Raw genomic sequence first — 18,610 nt, 5'->3', positions numbered from 1 at the left:
CGCACGATGCGAGCGGCGGGCCTCCGGAGCGCTGTCACGACGCGTCGTGTCAGCGAAGGATCACTTCGCGACGGCCTTCTTCAGCAGCGAGCCGGCGCTGATCTTCACACCGAAGCCGGCCGGGATCTGGATCTCCTCGCCCGTGCGCGGGTTGCGGCCGGTACGGGCCGCGCGCTCGACGCGCTCGACCGAGAGCAGACCGGTGACCTTGACCGCCTCACCCTTGGCGAGCGACTCCTCGAGCACCTCCTGGAAGGCGCTGAGGAACTTGTCCGCGTCCGCCTTGCTGAGCTCAGCCTTGCCGGCGATGGCCGAGACCAGCTCGGACTTGTTCAGCGACATGTGCATCCCTTCTCCGGTTCACGACGCGCGCGACCCGCGCGTCGTCACGTTCGTACGCCACCCCGGCTCGCGCCGGGAGGACGGGGAACACACTAGGGAACATCCGCGGATTCCTGCGACTTTTCCGCGCGTGGCGTGCCGGACACCTCGAAACGGGAACCTTTCGAGCACACGATCTGTCCCGGTATCTGCCCTCATGACGGGACAGACCGCGTGCGCGGCGGCACGTCTCAGGACGTCGGGCCGTCGCCCTCGGGGCCCGCGCCCGGTCCGTGCCGTTCGCCCGTCTCGTCCCCGCCGTCGGCGTCGCGCGCGCCGTCGTCGGCGCGCCGGCGTCGCTGCAGCAGGACGGCGGCCGCCACGCCGACCACCGCGAGCACGGCGACGGGGAACAGCCACGCCGTCGCCCACCCCGCCTCGCCGTCGGCGTTCAGGTCCACGCCGGGCGTGCCGCCGCCGTGCGCGTGCCCGGCCGTCGTCGTGGCGTCCGGCGACGCCGTCGGGCTCGGGGAGGCGCTGGGCATCGTCGGGCTGGACGTCGGGCTGGACGACGGGCTCGCGCTCGGCGACGGCGTCGCGGCGCCCGCCACCGTGAACGCCAGCTCCCCCTCGATCGGGTGGCCGTCGGAGGAGACGACGCGCCACGACACGTCCCAGTCGCCGCCGGGCAGGTCGTCGGGCAGCGCGGCGACGGCCTCGTCGCCGTCGACGGCGACCTCCGCCGGGACCGTGCCGTCCGCAGTCGTGACCGCCACCTGGGCCCCCGCCGCGAGGACGTCGGCGCTGAACACGAGGGTGAGCTCGGCGGGCGTCTCGTCCACGGTGGCGCCGTCCGCGGGGTCCGACGAGAGGAGCCGGTCGTGCGCGCTGGCGGGCTGCGCGAGGGCGAGGCCGAGCACGGGGACCGCCGCGGCGGCGAGCAGGACGGCGAGGGCGCGACGACGGCGCGCGGGTCGAAGGTGCACGGCCCGACCCTAGCGACCCGCCCGCCCGAGCTGTCAGGAGCCTGGCGAGCTGTCAGGGCGAGCGCGAGGCAGACGTGGCGCTGGTCCTGACAAGTCTCGCGGGGACGGGCGGCGTTCCTACACTCGGGGGGTGGACTTCACCTCGGCCTATGCCCACGGCTTCGCCCGCGTGGCGGCCTGCACCGTCCCCGTCACCGTCGCCGACCCCCGCGCGAACGCCGCCGCGATCCTCGCCGAGGCGCGCGCGTGCCACGACGACGGCGTCGCGGTCGCCGTCTTCCCCGAGCTGTGCGTCTCCGGGTACGCGATCGACGACCTGCACCTCGCGGACACGCTGCTGGAGGCGACCACGGACGCGCTCGCGGCGATCGTCGAGGCCAGCGCCGACCTGCGCCCGCTGCTCGTCGTCGGGGCGCCGCTGGAGGTGGGGAACCGCCTGCTGAACTGCGCGGTCGTCGTGCAGGGCGGGCGGGTGCTGGGCGTCGCGCCCAAGTCGTACCTGCCGAACTACCGCGAGTTCTACGAGAAGCGCTGGTTCGCCCCCGGCGACGACCGCCGCGGCGCCACGGTGACGCTGCCGTTCGCCGACGGGCCCGTGCCGTTCGGGCCGGACCTGCTGTTCGCCGCCGACGACGTCGCCGGGCTCGTGGTGCACGTCGAGGTGTGCGAGGACCTGTGGGTGCCGGTGCCCCCGTCGGCCGAGGCCGCGCTGGCGGGCGCGACGGTGCTGCTCAACCTGTCCGCGAGCCCCATCACGGTCGCGCGCGCGGAGGACCGGCGGCTCATGGTCCGCTCCGCGTCGCACCGCGGGCTCGCGGCCTACGCGTACGCGGCGGCGCAGGGCGAGTCGAGCACGGACCTGTCCTGGGACGGCCAGACGATGGTCTACGAGGTGGGCGACCTGCTCGCCGAGACGGAGCGCTTCCCCGACGGCGCGCGACGCTCCGTGGCCGACGTCGACCTGGACCGGCTGCGCCAGGAGCGGCTGCGGCAGGGGTCGTTCGACGACAACCGGCGCGCGCTCGGCGCGCGCGTCGAGGGGTTCCGCACCGTCGGCTGGACCGTCGACCCGCCGTCGGGCGACGTCGGCCTGCGGCGCAAGGTGGACCGCTTCCCGTTCGTCCCGGACGACCCGGAGCGCCTGGCGCAGGACTGCTACGAGGCGTACTCGATCCAGGTGGCCGGGCTGGAGCAGCGGCTGCGGTCGATCGGGCAGCCGAAGATCGTCATCGGCGTCTCGGGCGGCCTGGACTCGACGCACGCGCTGATCGTCGCGGCCCGCGCGATGGACCGGCTCGGCCGGCCCCGCACCGACATCCACGCGATCACGATGCCCGGCTTCGCGACGTCGTCGGAGACGAAGGACCGCGCCACGCGGCTCGCGACGTCGCTCGGCGTGCACTTCGAGGAGCTCGACATCCGGCCCGCCGCGGAGCAGATGCTGCGCGACCTCGGCCACCCGTACGGCGCGGGCGAGAAGGTCTACGACGTCACGTTCGAGAACGTGCAGGCCGGGCTGCGCACCGACTACCTGTTCCGGCTCGCGAACCACCGCGGCGGCATCGTGCTGGGCACGGGCGACCTGTCCGAGCTGGCGCTGGGCTGGTGCACGTACGGCGTGGGCGACCAGATGTCGCACTACGCGGTGAACACCGGCGTGCCGAAGACGCTCATCCAGCACCTCATCCGCTGGGTCGCGGATTCCGGCCAGTTCGAGGCGGACACGAACGCCCTGCTCCTGGAGATCCTGGGGCAGGAGATCTCCCCCGAGCTGGTGCCGGCCGGCGAGGGCGAGGCTCCCCAGTCCACCGAGGCGGCGATCGGCCCGTACGCGCTGCAGGACTTCACCCTGTTCTGGACGCTGCGACACGGCCTGCGGCCGTCGAAGATCGCGTTCCTCGCGTGGCACGCCTGGCGCGACCCGGACTCCGGCGCCTGGCCGCCGAACTTCCCCCACGACGAGCGGTCCGCCTACGACCTGGCGACCATCCGGAAATGGGAGGTCGTCTTCTTCCGGCGGTACTTCTCGTCGCAGTTCAAGCGCTCCGCCATCCCGAACGGCCCCAAGGTCGCCGCCGGCGGCTCGCTCTCGCCCCGCGGGGACTGGCGGATGCCGTCCGACGCGTCCGCCGCGGCCTGGCTCGCCGAGCTGGAGGAGAACGTCCCGACGACGGTCTGAGTCCCGTGCGCGTCAGGGGCGGGCGGCGGGGCCGAACCCGGTCCAGCGCAGCTCGGGCGTCAGGTGGCCCATGTCGTTGTAGACGATCAGGGAGGCGCTGCGGTCGTCGCGGTACTCGATCGTCGTGAGTGCGGCGTTGCCGTAGGGCAGCCCCAGCCAGCTCGCGGGCGGCGCGGCGAGGGCGTCGCGCACCAGCCACGCGACCTGGAACGCGTGGGTGATCAGCACGTCGTGGGTCTCGACGTCGGCGGCGCGGGCGAAGCGGGTGGTGAGCGCGGCGGCGAGCCGCTCGCCCTCGGCCGCGTGGGCGACGTCGTACCCGTCGAAGAACCCGACCCACGCGGCGGGCATCGGGTCGGGCAGGTACGGCACGTGGTCGATCAGCTCGGCCGCCTCGCGCACCCGCACGCCCGGCAGCTGCGCGCCCAGGACCTGCGCCGACCGCACCGCGCGCGACAGCGGCGAGTGCCAGACGGTGTCGACCGGCAGGGCGGCCAGGCGTCGGCCGGCCAGCTCCATCTGCCGCTCCCCGACCTCCGTCAGCTCACCGAACGGGTCCGCAAGACCGTGGCGGAGCACGTGCAGGTGTCGGGTCGGCATCCGCCGACGTTATCGGCTCGGCCGGCGTCGATGCAGGCAGATAGGGTGCTGCGGGCCGTTCCGCCGGGGACGGCGGCGGGAAGCACGGGGAGCACCATGAGCGAGCGACAGCCTTCGGGGACGACGACGGACGGCGTCGCGACGCCCGAGGAGCAGCAGGGCAGGCTCCTGTGGCCGAAGCTCGGCCCGTACCCGACGGAGGTCCGCCAGACGATCCGCGTGCTCGCGGAGATCCTCGGCGCCCCGCGCAAGAAGAAGAAGGGCACCCCGACGTCGAGCTCGGGCTGGGCGGCGCGCAAGCTCGGCGTGAAGAAGTCCCGGATGTCTGAGGTGAAGCGCGCCGTCTCCGACACGCAGCTGCTGCTGCACGGGCACGTCCTGGCCCGGTGGATGGCCGAGCACGAGGGCAGCTACGAGATCCTCGGGCCGCAGGGCCGCACGCCCGAGTGGCGGCCGCTGAGCCTGGGCGAGGACCACACACTCTCCGTGCCCTACCACCTGTCGGCGTTCTTCCCCGCCGGCACCCTGCGCGACGAGGCGGTCGCGATCCACCTGTGCGGCGGGCACCCCGCGGACGTCACCGTCTACACGGGCGAGGGCCGCCGCGACCTCGCCGAGTCGGTGCTCGACGACTTCCTCACCTCCCTCAAGGGCGAGGGGAACCCGTACCGCGGCCGCATCCTGCAGGTGTCGGTGACCAGCTACGGCAACCAGGTCGGCTTCGAGCCCGTGCCAGCGACCCACGAGACGCGCGCCGACCTCGTCCTCGCCGACGCCGTCTGGGGCGAGGTGGACCTGTTCCTGTCGTCGGGCACCACGCGCCGCGACGACCTGCTCTCCCTCGGGCTCCCGACCACGCGCGGGCTGCTGCTCGCGGGCAAGCCCGGCGTCGGCAAGACGAAGCTGGGCCGGATCCTCGCGGCGGAGGTCGCGGGCGCGATGACGGTGATGATCGTGGAGCCGGACGTGCTGCGGCAGGCGTCGGAGAACCTCTACAAGGAGGTCGAGCGGCTCGGCCCCACCCTCGTCGTCATGGAGGACATCGACGGCGTCGCGAACGCGGAGATGCGCAGCTCGTCGGGCTTCTCGGAGTTCCTCAACGCCCTCGACGGCGCACGGGTGCGCAACGACGTCCTCACCCTCGCGACCACCAACGACCCCGGCTCCCTGGACCCGGCGGTGAAGCGGCCCGGGCGGTTCGACACCATCCTCGAGGTGCCGCTGCCGAGCCACGAGGGCCGCGTCGCCATCCTCAAGATCTACCTGCCGCGCCAGGGTGACGGCCTCGACCTCGCCGCCATCGCCGGCAGCCTCGACGGCGCGACGGGCGCGGAGATCCGCGAGGTCGCGCGCCGCGCCGTCCTCGAGCACGGCATCGAGGGCATGACCACGCGCCGCATCCTCGACATCACGTCGACCGGCCGCTGGAAGCCGTCCCCCTCCGTCGGGCACTACCTGTAGCACCCGGCCCCGCCCCACAGGCAGTTGACCCCGGTATGACGCCCGCCAGGCCGCCATACCGGTGTCAGGTGCCTGTTCGGCATCCCCGGGCGGCGGCATGATGGCGGGCATGACCTCTCCGATCCGCACCGCCCGCTCGTCCGTCGCGATCACGAACGGCTACGTCGTCCCGGTCGACGGGCTGCCGATCGAGAACGGCACCGTCCTCGTCACGGACGGCGTGATCACCGCCGTGGGCGCGGACGTCGAGGTCCCCGACGGCGTGCGCACGGTGGACGCGGGGGGCCGGTGGGTGCTGCCGGGCTTCGTCGAGTCGCACGGGCACGTGGGCGTGCACGAGGAGGCCGAGGGCTGGGCCGGCGACGACACCAACGAGAAGACCGGGCCCGACGGGTCGCACCTGCGCGCGCTGGACGCGATCAACGTCGAGGACGAGGGCTTCCGCGACGCGCTCGCGGGCGGCGTGACGTCCGTCGTCGTGAAGCCGGGCTCGGCGAACCCGATCGGCGGCCAGACGGTCGCGATCAAGACGTGGGGCGGGCGCACCGTCGACGAGCAGGTGATCAGCGACGCGGTCTCCGTGAAGTCCGCGCTCGGCGAGAACCCCAAGCGCGTGTACGGCGAGCAGAAGAAGCAGCCGTCCACCCGCCTCGGCGTGGCCGCCGTCATCCGGCAGGCGTTCCTCGACGCGCAGCACTACGCGGCCCAGCGCGACGCCGCCGAGGAGAAGGGCGAGCCGTTCGCCCGCGACCTCGGCAAGGAGACCCTCGCGCGGGTGCTGGCCGGCGAGCTCGCCTGGGATCAGCACACCCACCGGGCCGACGACATCGCCACCGCGCTGCGGCTGGCCGACGAGTTCGGCTACCGGCTCGTCGTCAACCACGGCACGGACGGCGTCGCGATCGCCGACGTCCTCGCCGAGCGCGACGTGCCGGTCATCTACGGCCCGATGCTCACGTCCCGCTCCAAGGTGGAGCTGCGCGACCGCGACGTCGCGAACCTCGCCCGGCTCGCCGAGGCGGGCGTGCGCGTCGCCATCACGACCGACCACCCGGTGGTGCCGATCAACTTCCTCGTGCACCAGGCGTCGTTCGCCGTGAAGGAGGGCCTGGACCCGCAGGTCGCGCTCGAGGCGCTCACCGTCAACCCGGCGTCGTTCCTCGGCCTCGACGACCGCGTCGGCGCGCTGGCGCCCGGCCTCGACGGCGACGTCGTCGTCTGGTCCGGCGACCCGCTCGACGTCGGCTCGCGCGCCGAGCACGTCTTCGTCACCGGCGTCGAGGTGTACACGTGGGACCGCGCCGCCGACGGCGGGCGCGGCGCGGGCCGCGTCGTCGAGCGCTCGGAGCGCTTCGCCCGCTGACCGGCCCGCCCGCCGTCGCCGGAGGGCGGGTCAGTGGATGAAGCCGGTGCGCTGGCCCTCCGAGGGCATCGGTCCGGAGAGGGCGTCGAGGTAGCGGGTCTCCTCCTCGAGGTCGGCGAGGAACGACGCCGCGAGGTCCCGGCTGAGCCCGCTGCGCACGACGACGCGCTGCACGGTGACGTCGGTGAGGTCGTCGGGCATGGGGTACGCGGGCACGAGCCAGCCGCGCGTGCGCAGCCGGTCGGACAGGTGGTAGAGGTTCCAGTTCTCCGTGTGCCCCGGCTTCAGGCGCCACGCGAAGACGGGGATGTCGGAGCCGTCGTTCCACAGCTCGAACGCGGGCAGCCTCCCGACGCCGTCGGCGAGGTACCGCGCGACGTCGGACGAGGCGTTCTGCACCGCCTCGTACCCCGCCCGCCCCAGCCGCAGGAACATGTAGTACTGCAGCAGCACCTGCGACCCCGGTCGGGAGAAGTTCAGCGCGAGGGTGGGCATGTCGCCGCCGAGATAGCTCACGCGGAACACGAGGCTCTCGGGCAGGGCCTCCTCGTCGCGCCACACCACCCAGCCGAGGCCCGGGTACACGAGGCCGTACTTGTGGCCGGAGGTGTTGATCGACGCGACCCGCTCCACCTGGAAGTCCCACACCAGGTCGGGCTGCACGAACGGCGCGACCATCGCCCCCGACGCGCCGTCCACGTGGATGGGCACGTCGAGCCCGGTGGTCGCCTGGATGCGGTCGAGGGCGGCGGCGATCTCGGTGACCGGCTCGTACATCCCGGTGTACGTCACGCCGAGGATCGCGACGACGCCGATCGTGTCCTCGTCGACGTAGCTCTCCAGGTCGTGGCCGTCGAGCACCCGGTGCTCCTCGCTGATGGGCACGTAGCGGGGCTCGACCTCGAAGTAGTTGCAGAACTTCTCCCAGCACACCTGCACCGCGCTGGACATCACGAGGTTGGGGGTGCCGACGGGCTTGCCGGCGTCGCGCCGGGCCTGCTGCCACCGCCGCTTGAGCGCGAGCCCGGCGAGCATGCACGCCTCGGACGAGCCGATCGTCGAGGTGCCCATCGCGTGGTGCGGGTCGGGGGCGTGCCACAGATCGGCGAGCATGCGCCAGCACCGGTCCTCGACGGCGGCCGTGGCCGGGTACTCGTCCTTGTCGACCATGTTCTTGTCCGCCGCCTCGAGGTAGAGGCGGCTGGCGTGGTCGTCCATCCACGTGCCGACGAACGTGGCGAGGTTGAGCCGGGCGTTGCCGTCGAGCATCGCCTCGTCGTGGACGATCTGGAACGCCGTCTCCGGCAGGGACTGCCCGGCCGGGAGGCGGTCGCGCGGCACCGAGCGCGTCTCTCCCGGGCGGACGAAGACGGGGTTGAGCTCGACGTCCCCGTGGCGGACGCGGCGGCGGCCGCTCCCTCGGGTCCTGCTGACCATGGCGGTTCCCCTCGTCGGTGGCGGGTGCGGCACTTTCGAGCGTAGGTCGGCCCGTCGCCCCTCACCCGGCCGGCCCGGGTGAAGTGAATTAGGCGACAGGTGTTGCCTAACTCGTCGCCCCGGCGTAGCGTCGAGAGCATCGACGGCGGAGGTGACAGGGCATGGACAAGCGGGTCGAGCGGACCGCGGAAGCCCTGCGCACCGCCGTCCTGGAGCTGGCCGCGGAGCAGGACGTCGCCGACCTCACCGCGTCCGCCGTCGCCGCCCGCGCCGGCATCAACCGGGCCACGTTCTACGACCACGCCGCCGGCCCGGCCGAGCTGCTGGCACGGGTCCTCGGCACCGAGCTCGACCGCATCCGCGCGGAGTTCGACGCCGCCGTGCGGGAGGTCGCCGGGCACGCCACCCACGGCGACGCCGAGCAGGTCGTCGCCCGGTACACCGGTGCGCTGCAGGCCCACGTCGAGGCGCACCTGCCCGTGTACGAGCGGGCCCTCGAGGGCGGCCTCAGCGCCCCGCTGGCCCGGCTGCTCGCCGACCACGTGGCCGGCACCCTCACCGACCACCTGCGCGCCCACCCCGGCCTCATGCCCCTGGACCCGGGCACCCCCGCCGACCAGGTCGACCGCTACGCCCGCGCGTTCGCGACGTACGTCGGGCTCGGCACCGTCGGCGCGCTCGAGGTCTGGCTCGCCGCTCCCCCGCCCCGCGACCCCGCGTTCTTCGCCCGGGTCGCCCACGACGCCCTGCCCGCCTGGTGGACCACACCGTCCCCCTGACGTCCCCTCCGTCCCGGGACGACCACGGTCCCGGGCGGGCAGGTGCACCCACTCCCAGCAGAACCACGAAGGAGGCCAGCATGACCGCCAGCACGGCCGTCAGCACCGGGAACCGAGTCTTCAACAAGGTCGCGATCGTCACCGGCGGGACCGGCGGGATGGGCGTCACCCACGCCCGCGCGCTGGCCGCCGAGGGCGCCAAGGTCGTCGTCGCCGACCTCGACGACGCGAAGGGCGAGGCCCTCGTCGCCGAGCTGGGCGCCGACCGCACCGACGTCGCCCGCTACGTCCACCTCGACGTCACGAACGAGGACGACTGGGCGAAGGCCGTCGCGTTCACGCTCGAGGAGTTCGGACGGATCGACGTGCTCGTGAACAACGCGGGCATCGCGAACGGCGGCCCGATCACCGAGTACGACACCGACGCCTGGCGCCGGATCATCGACATCAACCTCACCGGGGTGTTCCTGGGGATCCGGGCCGTCGCGCCGGTCATGGTGAAGGCCGGCTCCGGGTCGATCATCAACATCTCGTCCGTCGAGGGGCTCCGCGGGAGCCGCGGCCTGCACGGCTACGTGGCCTCCAAGTTCGGCGTCCGCGGGCTCACGAAGTCGGTCGCGCTGGAGCTCGGGCCGCACGGCGTGCGGGTCAACTCCGTGCACCCCGGGTTCATCGAGACGCCGATGACCGCGGGCATCGACGCGGGCGACCTGCTCATCCCGCTCGGCCGCGGCGCGCGGCCGGAAGAGGTCTCCCAGACCATCGTCTTCCTCGCGAGCGACGAGTCCAGCTACTCCACCGGCGCCGAGTTCGTCGTCGACGGCGGGCTCGTGGCGGGCGTGCCGCACAAGCACGGCGCCTGACCGGTCACAGGCCCGCCAGGAAGTCCTTCATGAGCGGGCCCGCGGTGTCCGACCCGCGGTGGCCGTCCTCCACGAAGACGGCCACCGCGAGGTCGTCGACGATCGCGAGCATCCACACGTGCTGCTTCGACCCGTCGCCGTACTGCGCCGTGCCGGTCTTGGCACCGACGATTCCGGGCACGCCCTGCAGCATGTCCGCGCTGCCCTCGGTGACGACGCCGTGCATCAGGTCGCGCACCACCGCCGCCTCGTCGTCCGTCACCCCGGGCGTCGACGGCTTCTTCGGCGCCTGCGCCGACTCCTCGGCCGACGGCGAGGCGGACGCGTCGCCGTCGTCGCCCCCGGCCGGCTCGTCGCGCACCAGCACGGGCTGCACCCGGTGGCCGGCGGCGACGCTCGCCGCGACCGTCGCCATCCCCAGCGGCGACGCCTGCACCTTGGCCTGGCCGATCATCGACGCCGCGTGCTCCGTGCCGTCCGCCTTCGCGGGCACGGCGCCGAGGAAGGCGGGCACGCCCAGCACGGGCGCCGCCACCTCGTCGTCCACGAGCCCGAGGTCGGACGCCGCGGTCGCCAGGTCCGCCTGCGCCACCTTGTCGCGCTGCGCGATTATCGCCGTGTTGCACGAGTGCGCGAACGCCGTGCGCAGCGGCACCTCGCCGGTGGCCGACGACGGGTAGCCGGGGACGTTGCCGAACCTGCGGCCGTCCACGGTGATGCTGTCCGTGCAGGCGACCTTCGTGTCCGGGGTGATCCCCGCCCGCTGCATCGCCAGCGCGTCCACCACCTTGAACGTCGACCCCGGGGGGTACTGCCCCAGCGTCGCGGTGGACCAGCCCTCGCCGCCGGGCCCGCTCGCCGCGGCGAGCACCGCGCCGTCCGACGGCCGGATCGCGACGATCGCGCTGGCCGGGTCGACGTCCTCGAGCACGTTCTCCGCCTGCTTCTGGAGGTGCTGGTCGAGGGTGGTGGCCACCGCGACGCCGTCGACGGCGTCGACGCGGTACAGCTCACGCCCCTCGTCCCCGTCCTCCTCGGGCTCGCCGTCCAGGCCCACGTCACCGTCGCCGGCCGGGACCACGCTGACCAGGACGCCCGGCGAGCCGGTGAGCTGGTCGTCGTAGGCGCGCTGCACCCCCGACAGCCCCACCACGTCGCCGGCCTGCACCGCGCCGTCGGACTCCTCGACGACCTCCTTGGTCGCCTCCCCGACCCGGCCCAGGATCGGCGCGGCGAAGGTGCTCGTCGGTCCGAGCTCGAGGGAGTCCTCGACCGCACGCACGCCGATGATGTCCCGCGCGTCGTCCACCGTGAAGTCCACGCCCGGGTTCTTCTTGCGGATCGTGATCGCCTCGACGAACGCCTTCTCCCCGGCCGCGTCGACGCGCGCGAAGAACTCGTTCGGCTCGAGGCCCACGAGCTGCGCGAGGTCGCGCGCCGCGGACTCCTGCCCGAGCCCCTCCACCGCCGTCTTGTCCACCCCGATGTGCCACACGCCCCGCTCGGTCACCATCGGCTCGCCGTCGCCGTCCAGCAGGTCGCCGCGGTCCGCGTCGAGGGTCCTGACCTTCAGCCGCTCGCCCGGCTCCAGGTCGGGCACCAGCACGTCCGGCCGCCACACGGCGCGCCAGGCGCCCTCGCCGTCGCCGCTCTCCGGCGGCGCATAGGCGAGGTCGACGTCGGTGCTGTACTTCCACGTGACGTCGCGGCCCACCGGCCACGACCAGTCCAGCGTGGCCACCGCCGACGTCGTGCCGTCCTGGGTGACCGGCTTGCCGACGGAGGCCACCGTCACCGTGCGCTCGCGCTCGCCCGAGGCGTCGACGAGCGGCTCGAGCACCTCGGTGAGCTGCGTCTGCACGTCGACCGAGCCGGGCGCCTGCAGCGCCAGGTCGCTCACGTCGCCCGCCCGGAGCGCGGCCGCGAGCGCCTCGGCGGCCGGGTCGGCGGACGGCACGTCGGGCCCGGTGCACGCCACCAGGGTCACCCCGACGACCGGGGTCAGCAGGACGGCGAGGGCGAGGCGGTAGCGTCGGCGCACCTTGGCGAGATTATCGGCTTCCTGGCAACCTGGTCGGCATGTCCCCCCGTGTCGTGGTCACGGTCCTGCATAGATTTCGTGGCGCCGTCGTCGCGGGCACCCTGGCGGGCGTCCTGACCGTCGCGGGGGCCGTCGTGCCGGCGGGTGCGGCGACCGCCGCGCTGCCCGACCCGCGGCCGGGCGGCACGTCGATCCTGGGCCGCACGTGGACCCCGGGGCACGACCCCGCGGACCTGACCGTGCTGGTGAACAAGGCCCACCCCGTCACCCCGGAGCGCTGGGCGCCGGACGACCTCGCGCGCCCCGACGTGCCCGCCCTCGGCGAGCACGACCGGCTGCGGGCCGAGGCGGCGCGGGCCCTGGAGCGCCTCGCCGCCGACGCCCAGGACGCCACCGGCCACGAGCTCGTCCTCGCCTCCGGCTTCCGGTCCGCGGACTACCAGCGGCGGCTGTACGCCCGGTACGTCGACGCGCACGGCCGCCGCGCCGCCGACACGTTCTCCGCCCGCCCGGGGTACTCCGAGCACCAGACGGGCCTCGCCGCCGACGTCGCCGAGGCCGGCACCCCGTACACCGACTTCGGGCGCACCAGGACCGGGCGCTGGGTGGACGCGCACGCGTGGCGGTACGGGTTCGTCGTGCGGTACCCGGAGGGCCGGCAGTCCGTCACGGGCTACTCGCCCGAGCCCTGGCACCTGCGCTACGTGGGCACCGGACTGACCGTCCCGATGCACCTCGCCGGCACCACCACCCTGGAGGAGGCCTTCGGCGCCGCCCCGGCGCCGGACTACGCCCCGCCGAAGTAGCACGGGTACTCCCTCGGCACGGTCCGTGCTACCTCGGCACGGTCCGGTGCTACCTCGGCACGGCGAGCGCGCGGCCGAGGCGCTCCGCGGCCTCGGTGAGCACGGCCGTGGACGTCGCGAGGTTGAGCCGCAGCCACCCGGCCCCGCCGGCGCCGAACCGCACGCCGTCCTCGAGGGCGAGGCGGCCGCGCTCCAGCACGAGCGCGGCGGCGTCGGCCGCGGGGACGCCACCGGGCAGGGCACCGCGCAGGTCGAGCCAGGCCAGGTAGGTGGCGTCGGCGGGCTGGAGCCGCACGGCGGGGGCGTGCGCCGCCAGCAGGCGCGCGAGCAGCCCTCGGTTCGCGTGCACGCCCGCGAGCAGGGCGTCCAGCCACGGACCGCCGTCGCGGTAGGCCGCCGCGTGCGCCAGCACCGCGAGGTGGTTGACGGCGTGGCCCGCCTCCTCGGGGATCCGGCGCAGGTCGTCGGCCGCGCCCGGCCCGCCGATCGCGACCGCGGCACGCAGCCCCGCGAGGTGGAACGCCTTGGACGCCGACTGCACCACGACCGCCCGCTCCGCGCCCGCCACCGACAGCAGCGGCACGAACGCGGGCGCGCCGTCGGCCACGCGCTCGAACGTGAACGGGGCGTGCACCTCGTCGGCCACCACCCGCACCCCGTACCGGTCGGCGAGCGTCAGCACCGCCTCGAGCTCCGCGCGGGTGTGCACGGTGCCGGTGGGGTTGTGCGGGTTGCACAGCAGCAGGACGGCGCGCCGGCCGGAGCCGGGCCCGGCGCCGTGGGCGGCGGCGCCCGTGACCCGCGCGAACGCGGCCTCGAGCGCGCCGAGGTCGAGCCGCAGGTCGGCGCCCAGGGGCGCCTCCACGACGTGTCGCCCCTCGTTGCCCGGAAAGCCGTAGAACGGCGGGTACACGGGCGGCGTGACGACGACGGCGTCGCCGGGGGCGGTGAGCACGCGCAGCACCTCGACGATCGCCACCATGACGTCCGGCATCGTGCGGCTGGACGCGACGTCCGGCGCCCACCCCCAGCGCTCCCGCGCGAACGGTGCGAGCGCCTCGGCATAGGCCGTGCCGACGTCGTACCCGGTGTCCCCGAGGGCCAGCGCCCCCTGCACCGCGTCGACGACGGCGGGCGCGACGGGCGTGTCCATCTCGGCGACGAACAGCGGCAGCACGTCCGGCGGGTAGGCCCGCCACTTCACGGACGTGCGACGGCGCAGGTCGTCGAGGGTGAGCTGCTCCAGCGGGTTGTCGGTCACGGCTCCGGTCTACCAGAGGCGCCCGCGCGCTACCTCGGCGCGCGGGGTGCTACCTCGGCGCGCGGGGTGCTACCTCGGCGCGAGGGGTGCTACCTCGGCGTGGGTCAGGCGGACGGGACCGTCTTCACCACCGGGGCCCACTGCTCCTCGACGAGCGCCGGGCGGTCCTCGTCGGTGTGGCCGGCCCAGCGCCGGGCGTCCTCGATGGTGGCGGCGAGCAGGGTGCGCAGCCGGGCGTCCGTGTCGGGCACGAACGCCTCGCTGATGCCCTGCACCGCCGTGGACACGACGGACGGCGCGGCGTCGCGCACGAACCGCTTGGGCCGCACGCGCGTGCCCTCGCAGAACCGGTACGCCCACTCGGCCGTCTTCGGCGACGCGGCGAGCGCGTCGGCGCTGGCCGGGTCGAGCGTGCCCTCGGGGCGCCCGTCCAGGGCGTCGAGCATGCGCTCCGCACCGATGATCGCCACGGCCAGCGTCTGCTGCCGGTCGGCGGGCGCGACGGGCAGCGCCGTCTGCGCGGCGCGCAGCGCGATCTGCACGTCCCACCGCGGGTCGCTGCTGGTCAGCCCGATGACCGAGGGGATGAGCGGCGCGAGCTGCGGCCGGTTCCCGTCGGAGGTCAGGTCGTTCACGGCACGGGCCAGCATCGCGAGCAGCGGGTGCGTGCACTGCGGATGATCGCTCCAGCGTTCACCGGCCAGGAACGACGCCAGCTCCATGAAGCACGCGCCCTTCTTGGGGTTGCGGTGCTTGCCACGCCCGAGCATCGGCAGCGCGTCGAAGGCGCCAGCAACAGATCCAGCCACGAGTCCACCCCCGTATAGGTCCGGTCTTTCCCAGTGTGCGACCGCTGTGACCCAGGTCGCAACGGCTGGCGCGGGCGAAGGCCCGTCCGGCCCCGGCCTCGGTACCCCTCAGCCCCGCCGCAGGGGTACCTCAGACCGGCGGAGGCCCAGGTCGCGGCGTCGTCTGAGGTACCCCCTCCCCGGAAGACCGGGCAGTTGCCCGATGCCCGCCCGGGGGCCTCAGGACGAGCGTGGTCACCACGAGATCGAGGAGCCGGCGGTGGCCGGCACGCAGGGCCGGGGACCCCGGCCGGTGAGGGGACGAGGACATGAACGAGATGACGTCGCGGGACCTGGCCGTCCTGGCCGAGCTGGACTACCGGCGCGAGCGGATGGCCGAGACCTACCAGCGCGGGACGCCGGCGTGGGTGCGCACGGTGGGCCGCGCGGCCGGCGCGGCCGGTCGCGGGGTCCGGGACCTGGCCCGCCGTGCGCGGTCCCGGGCCGCGGACCGCGAGGCCGTGCAGCGGCTCGGCTCGACGCTCGACGCCGTCGCCGCGCGGACCGACGCCCGCGCGTGGGACCTCCAGGTGACCCGCCGGGCCGACCAGATCGCCCACGGGCTGGACGCGCTGCGTCCCCAGGACGGCGCCGGACGCCGGGCCGCCTGACCGTGCGCGGCACGGCGGTGGGCACGGCGACGGAGCGGGTCCGCGAGCACGGAAAACCGGCGGCGGGTGTGGGCGGCCGGTGGGACGATCACCTCGTGCGACGTTCCAGCGAGGTGCCCCTGATCGCCCGCCAGGAGGAGGTCACCGCCTTCCGCGGCGCGCTGGAGCGCGCCGCGGAGGGCGAGCCCGGCGTCCTCCTGCTCGGCGGCGACGCCGGGGTGGGCAAGACGCGCCTGGTCACGCACCTCGCGGACGCCGCGCGCGACGCCGGGGCGCGCGTCGTCGTCGCGCACTGCGTGGACCTGGGTGACGTCGGCATCCCGTACCTGCCGTTCACGGAGGCGCTGACCGAGCTGCGCGGCGTGCCCGCGGTGGCCCAGGTGGTCGCCGAGCGCCCGGCCCTCGCCCGCCTGCTCGACCCGGCGGGCGGCGCCGACGGCGGTGCGGACCACGCGGAGCGGCTCCAGCTCCTCGACGGCGTCGCGGGCAGCCTCGCCGCCGCCGGCCGGGCGGGCTCACCGCTCGTGCTGATCGTCGAGGACGTGCACTGGGCGGACGAGTCCACGCGCGACGTGCTGCGGTTCGTCGTCGCCCGGCTGCGGTCCGAGCACCTGCTGCTCGTCGCCACGTACCGCAGCGACGACCTGCACCGCCGCCACCCCCTGCGCCCCGTCCTCGCGGAGCTGTACCGCCAGCGCCCGGTGACGCACGTCGAGCTGTCGCCCTTCACCCCCGACGAGCTGCGCGAGTTCACCACCGCCACCCGCGGCGAGCCCCTCGGCGAGGCCGAGTTCGACGCCGTGCGCAGCCGGTCGGACGGCAACGCCTTCTTCGCCGAGGAGCTGCTCGACGCGGGCCAGTCCTCGACCGGCCTGCCGTGGTCCCTGGCCGACGTGCTGCACGCCCGCCTGCAGCGCCTCGACCCGGCCGTGCAGCAGCTCGTGCGCCTCGCCGCCGTCGCCGGGCGGCAGGTGGACGAGGCGCTGCTGCGCGCCACCGCGCCCCGCCTGCCCGGGCTCGACGCGCCCGGCGCCACCGACGCCGCCCTGCGCGAGGCCGTGGCACAGCAGGTGCTGCGCGTCGAGGGCCAGCACGTCGCGTTCCGGCACGCCCTCGTCGCCGAGGCGCTCGTCCTCGACCTGCTGCCGGGCGAGCGCACCACCATGCACCGCGCCTACCTCGACGCCCTGACGGCCGACCCCGCCCTCGGGAAGGCGGCGAAGCGCGCCCACCACGCCCTGGAGGGCCACGACCTGCCCGCCGCGCTCGTCGCGTCCCGCGACGCCGCCCGCAGCGCGGCCACGATGCTCGCCCCGGCGGAGGAGGTGCGGCACCTGGAGCAGGTGCTCTCCCTGTGGGAGTCCGTGCCGGACGCCGCGGAGCTGCTCGGCACCGACCGGGTCACCGTCGCCCTCGACACCGCGGCCGCCGCGAGCTCCGCGGGCCAGGCGACGCGGGCGGAGCAGCTGGCCCGGCGTGCCGTCGAGGGGCTCGACGCCGACCCCGAGCGGCAGGCCCGCCTGCGGCACGTGCTGGTGCGGTACGTGCTGGACATGGAGGACCTCGTCGACGCCCTGACCCAGTCCACCCGCGCGCTCGACGTGCTGCTGCCCGGCGCGACCGACGCCGCCTCCGCCCTCGACGTCGAGGTGCCCGACGACGTCGCGACCCCCGAGCTCGCGTGGACGCTCGCCGTGCACTCCCGCGTGCTGCTCAACAACGACCGCGACGACGAGGCGGGCGCGTTCGCCCGGCAGGCGGTAGACGTCGCCCGCCGGGCCGACGCCCCCGACGCCGAGGCCGACGCCCTCACGACGCTCGCCATGCTGGAGGTCGGCACGCCGGACACCGCGGCCGACCTGCTCGAACGTGCCCGGGAGCGCGCCGTCGTGGCGGGCGACCTGCGCACCGAGATGCGCTGCTGGTACAACCTGGCCGCCACCCACTTCTACGCGGGCCACCTCGACCTGTCCGCCCAGGTGCTCGACGCCGGCATGGCGCGCGCCCGCTCGACCGGCGTCACGTGGGGCGCGTACGGCCTGGAGATGGTCGACCTCGCGCAGATCCGCGCGTACCTCACGGGTGACCTGTCCCGCTGGCCGGTGCCCGAGGGCGCCCCGGCGAGCGTGGTGCCGTACCTCGCCGCGGGCGGGCTGTACGCGCAGGTCGCCCGCGAGGGCGGCGACGCGATCGGCGCGGCGCAGGACATGCGCGTGCACTGGGGGAACGACGGGCAGATCGCCCTCATCGCCGGGGGCACCCACGCCGACGCGCTCACGTGGGCCGGCCGCTACGACGAGGCGGTCACGACGGCCGAGGAGGTCGCCACCCACCTGGGCGCCACCTGGTCCGAGTTCTTCCTCGGCCGCATCTGGCTGTCCGCGCTGGCGCTGGCGGCGCTCGCGGAGGACGCGGAGGGCGGCCCCCACGCCGCCGACGCCGCGCAGGAGCTGCTCGACCGCGGCGACGCCCTCCTCGCCGTCGCGCAGGAGACCGCCCGGCGCGGGCGCCCCCGCGGCGGCCGTCTCGGCCCCGAGGGCCGGGCGTGGCTGAGCCGCGCGGCGGCGGAGCACTCCCGGCTGCGGGCCGCGCTCACCGACGCCCCCGCCGACCCCGGGCTGTGGGAGGCGACGGTCAAGGAGTTCGACTTCGGGTACCGCTACGAGGTGGCGCGGTCCCGGTTCCGCTGGGCGCAGGCGCTGCGGACGTCCGGCGACGTGCCGGCGGCCGAGGTCGAGGCCGCCGAGGCGCTCGGCGAGGCCGTCGACATGGGCGCCGCACCCCTCGCCGACGCGATCCACGCGTGGGGCCGCCGCACCCGCGTGCCGCTGCCCGGCGGCCGCCGCACGTCCTCGGTCCTCACGGAGCGCGAGGAGGAGGTGCTGGTGCTGGTGGCGCAGGGGCTCAGCAACCGGCAGATCGGAGAACGGCTGTACATCTCCACGAAGACGGTCAGCGTGCACGTGTCGAACCTGCTCGCGAAGCTGGGCGTGTCCGGGCGGGCGGAGGCGGTCGCGGTCGCGCACCGGCGCGGGCTGATCGGCGTCTGACCGT

General features: G+C 74.9%; 15 protein-coding genes. 8 read left to right on the top strand and 7 right to left on the bottom strand.

Annotation, left to right across the window (positions count from 1 at the left end):
- Nucleotides 1-60 precede the first annotated feature (60 nt).
- Entirely contained in the window at nt 61-342 is a 282-nt protein-coding gene (locus ACFQ80_RS09975) for an HU family DNA-binding protein (RefSeq protein ID WP_430549040.1), read from the bottom strand.
- A gap of 230 nt (nt 343-572) precedes the next feature.
- Nucleotides 573-1,307: a copper resistance protein CopC gene (locus tag ACFQ80_RS09970; protein WP_430563534.1), complete on the bottom strand. Its 735-nt coding sequence runs from the start codon at nt 1,305-1,307 to the stop codon at nt 573-575.
- A gap of 130 nt (nt 1,308-1,437) precedes the next feature.
- Here ACFQ80_RS09970 and ACFQ80_RS09965 point away from each other — a divergent pair, with 130 nt between their 5' ends.
- Nucleotides 1,438-3,486 carry an NAD(+) synthase gene (locus tag ACFQ80_RS09965; RefSeq protein ID WP_430563533.1) on the top strand — a complete coding sequence of 683 codons (2,049 nt, stop codon included), beginning with the start codon at nt 1,438-1,440 and terminating at the stop codon, nt 3,484-3,486.
- Nucleotides 3,487-3,498: 12 nt separating this feature from the next.
- On the opposite strand, the gene ACFQ80_RS09960 is transcribed toward ACFQ80_RS09965, so the two are convergent.
- Nucleotides 3,499-4,086, bottom strand: a complete 588-nt coding sequence (locus ACFQ80_RS09960) for a histidine phosphatase family protein (protein ID WP_430563532.1) — start codon at nt 4,084-4,086, stop codon at nt 3,499-3,501.
- Between the two features lie 96 nt (nt 4,087-4,182).
- Here ACFQ80_RS09960 and ACFQ80_RS09955 point away from each other — a divergent pair, with 96 nt between their 5' ends.
- Nucleotides 4,183-5,547, top strand: coding sequence for an AAA family ATPase (locus ACFQ80_RS09955; RefSeq protein WP_430563531.1), 1,365 nt, complete (start codon nt 4,183-4,185; stop codon nt 5,545-5,547).
- A gap of 109 nt (nt 5,548-5,656) precedes the next feature.
- The gene (locus tag ACFQ80_RS09950) at nt 5,657-6,910 is read left to right on the top strand and encodes an amidohydrolase (RefSeq protein WP_430563530.1); all 1,254 of its coding nucleotides are present in this window, start codon (nt 5,657-5,659) and stop codon (nt 6,908-6,910) included.
- Nucleotides 6,911-6,940: 30 nt separating this feature from the next.
- Here ACFQ80_RS09950 and ACFQ80_RS09945 read toward each other — a convergent pair whose 3' ends face one another.
- Nucleotides 6,941-8,347, bottom strand: coding sequence for a glutamate decarboxylase (locus ACFQ80_RS09945; RefSeq protein WP_430549046.1), 1,407 nt, complete (start codon nt 8,345-8,347; stop codon nt 6,941-6,943).
- Nucleotides 8,348-8,508: 161 nt separating this feature from the next.
- Here ACFQ80_RS09945 and ACFQ80_RS09940 point away from each other — a divergent pair, with 161 nt between their 5' ends.
- A complete protein-coding gene (locus tag ACFQ80_RS09940; RefSeq protein WP_430549047.1) occupies nt 8,509-9,126 on the top strand; it encodes a TetR/AcrR family transcriptional regulator in 618 nt (205 codons plus the stop codon).
- A gap of 80 nt (nt 9,127-9,206) precedes the next feature.
- Complete coding sequence (locus ACFQ80_RS09935; RefSeq protein ID WP_430549048.1) at nt 9,207-9,989, top strand: glucose 1-dehydrogenase; 783 nt, start codon at nt 9,207-9,209, stop codon at nt 9,987-9,989.
- 4 nt (nt 9,990-9,993) lie between these two features.
- Here the strand turns inward: ACFQ80_RS09935 and ACFQ80_RS09930 are convergent, their stop codons facing one another.
- Complete coding sequence (locus ACFQ80_RS09930) at nt 9,994-12,030, bottom strand: penicillin-binding transpeptidase domain-containing protein (RefSeq protein WP_430563529.1); 2,037 nt, start codon at nt 12,028-12,030, stop codon at nt 9,994-9,996.
- A gap of 38 nt (nt 12,031-12,068) precedes the next feature.
- Between ACFQ80_RS09930 and ACFQ80_RS09925 the strand changes: the two genes are divergently transcribed.
- A complete protein-coding gene (locus ACFQ80_RS09925; protein ID WP_430563528.1) occupies nt 12,069-12,836 on the top strand; it encodes a M15 family metallopeptidase in 768 nt (255 codons plus the stop codon).
- A gap of 49 nt (nt 12,837-12,885) precedes the next feature.
- On the opposite strand, the gene ACFQ80_RS09920 is transcribed toward ACFQ80_RS09925, so the two are convergent.
- Together ACFQ80_RS09920 and ACFQ80_RS09915 are read right to left on the bottom strand one after the other, a co-directional pair.
- Nucleotides 12,886-14,097 (bottom strand): MalY/PatB family protein, encoded by a 1,212-nt coding sequence (locus ACFQ80_RS09920; RefSeq protein WP_430563527.1) that lies wholly within the window; start codon nt 14,095-14,097, stop codon nt 12,886-12,888.
- Between the two features lie 104 nt (nt 14,098-14,201).
- Entirely contained in the window at nt 14,202-14,906 is a 705-nt protein-coding gene (locus tag ACFQ80_RS09915) for a hypothetical protein (RefSeq protein ID WP_430563526.1), read from the bottom strand.
- Between the two features lie 308 nt (nt 14,907-15,214).
- Between ACFQ80_RS09915 and ACFQ80_RS09910 the strand changes: the two genes are divergently transcribed.
- The gene (locus ACFQ80_RS09910; RefSeq protein ID WP_430563525.1) at nt 15,215-15,556 is read left to right on the top strand and encodes a hypothetical protein; all 342 of its coding nucleotides are present in this window, start codon (nt 15,215-15,217) and stop codon (nt 15,554-15,556) included.
- Between the two features lie 95 nt (nt 15,557-15,651).
- On the top strand, nt 15,652-18,606 hold the full coding sequence (locus ACFQ80_RS09905; protein ID WP_430563524.1) for an AAA family ATPase: 2,955 nt from the start codon (nt 15,652-15,654) through the stop codon (nt 18,604-18,606).
- The last annotated feature ends 4 nt before the right edge of the window (nt 18,607-18,610 follow it).

The organism is Isoptericola sp. NPDC056578 (genome assembly GCF_042793275.1).
Classification (GTDB): Bacteria; Actinomycetota; Actinomycetes; order Actinomycetales; family Cellulomonadaceae; genus Isoptericola.
Note: the sequence above shows the minus strand (reverse complement) of the source record. Positions and strands in the feature narration are given on the sequence as shown.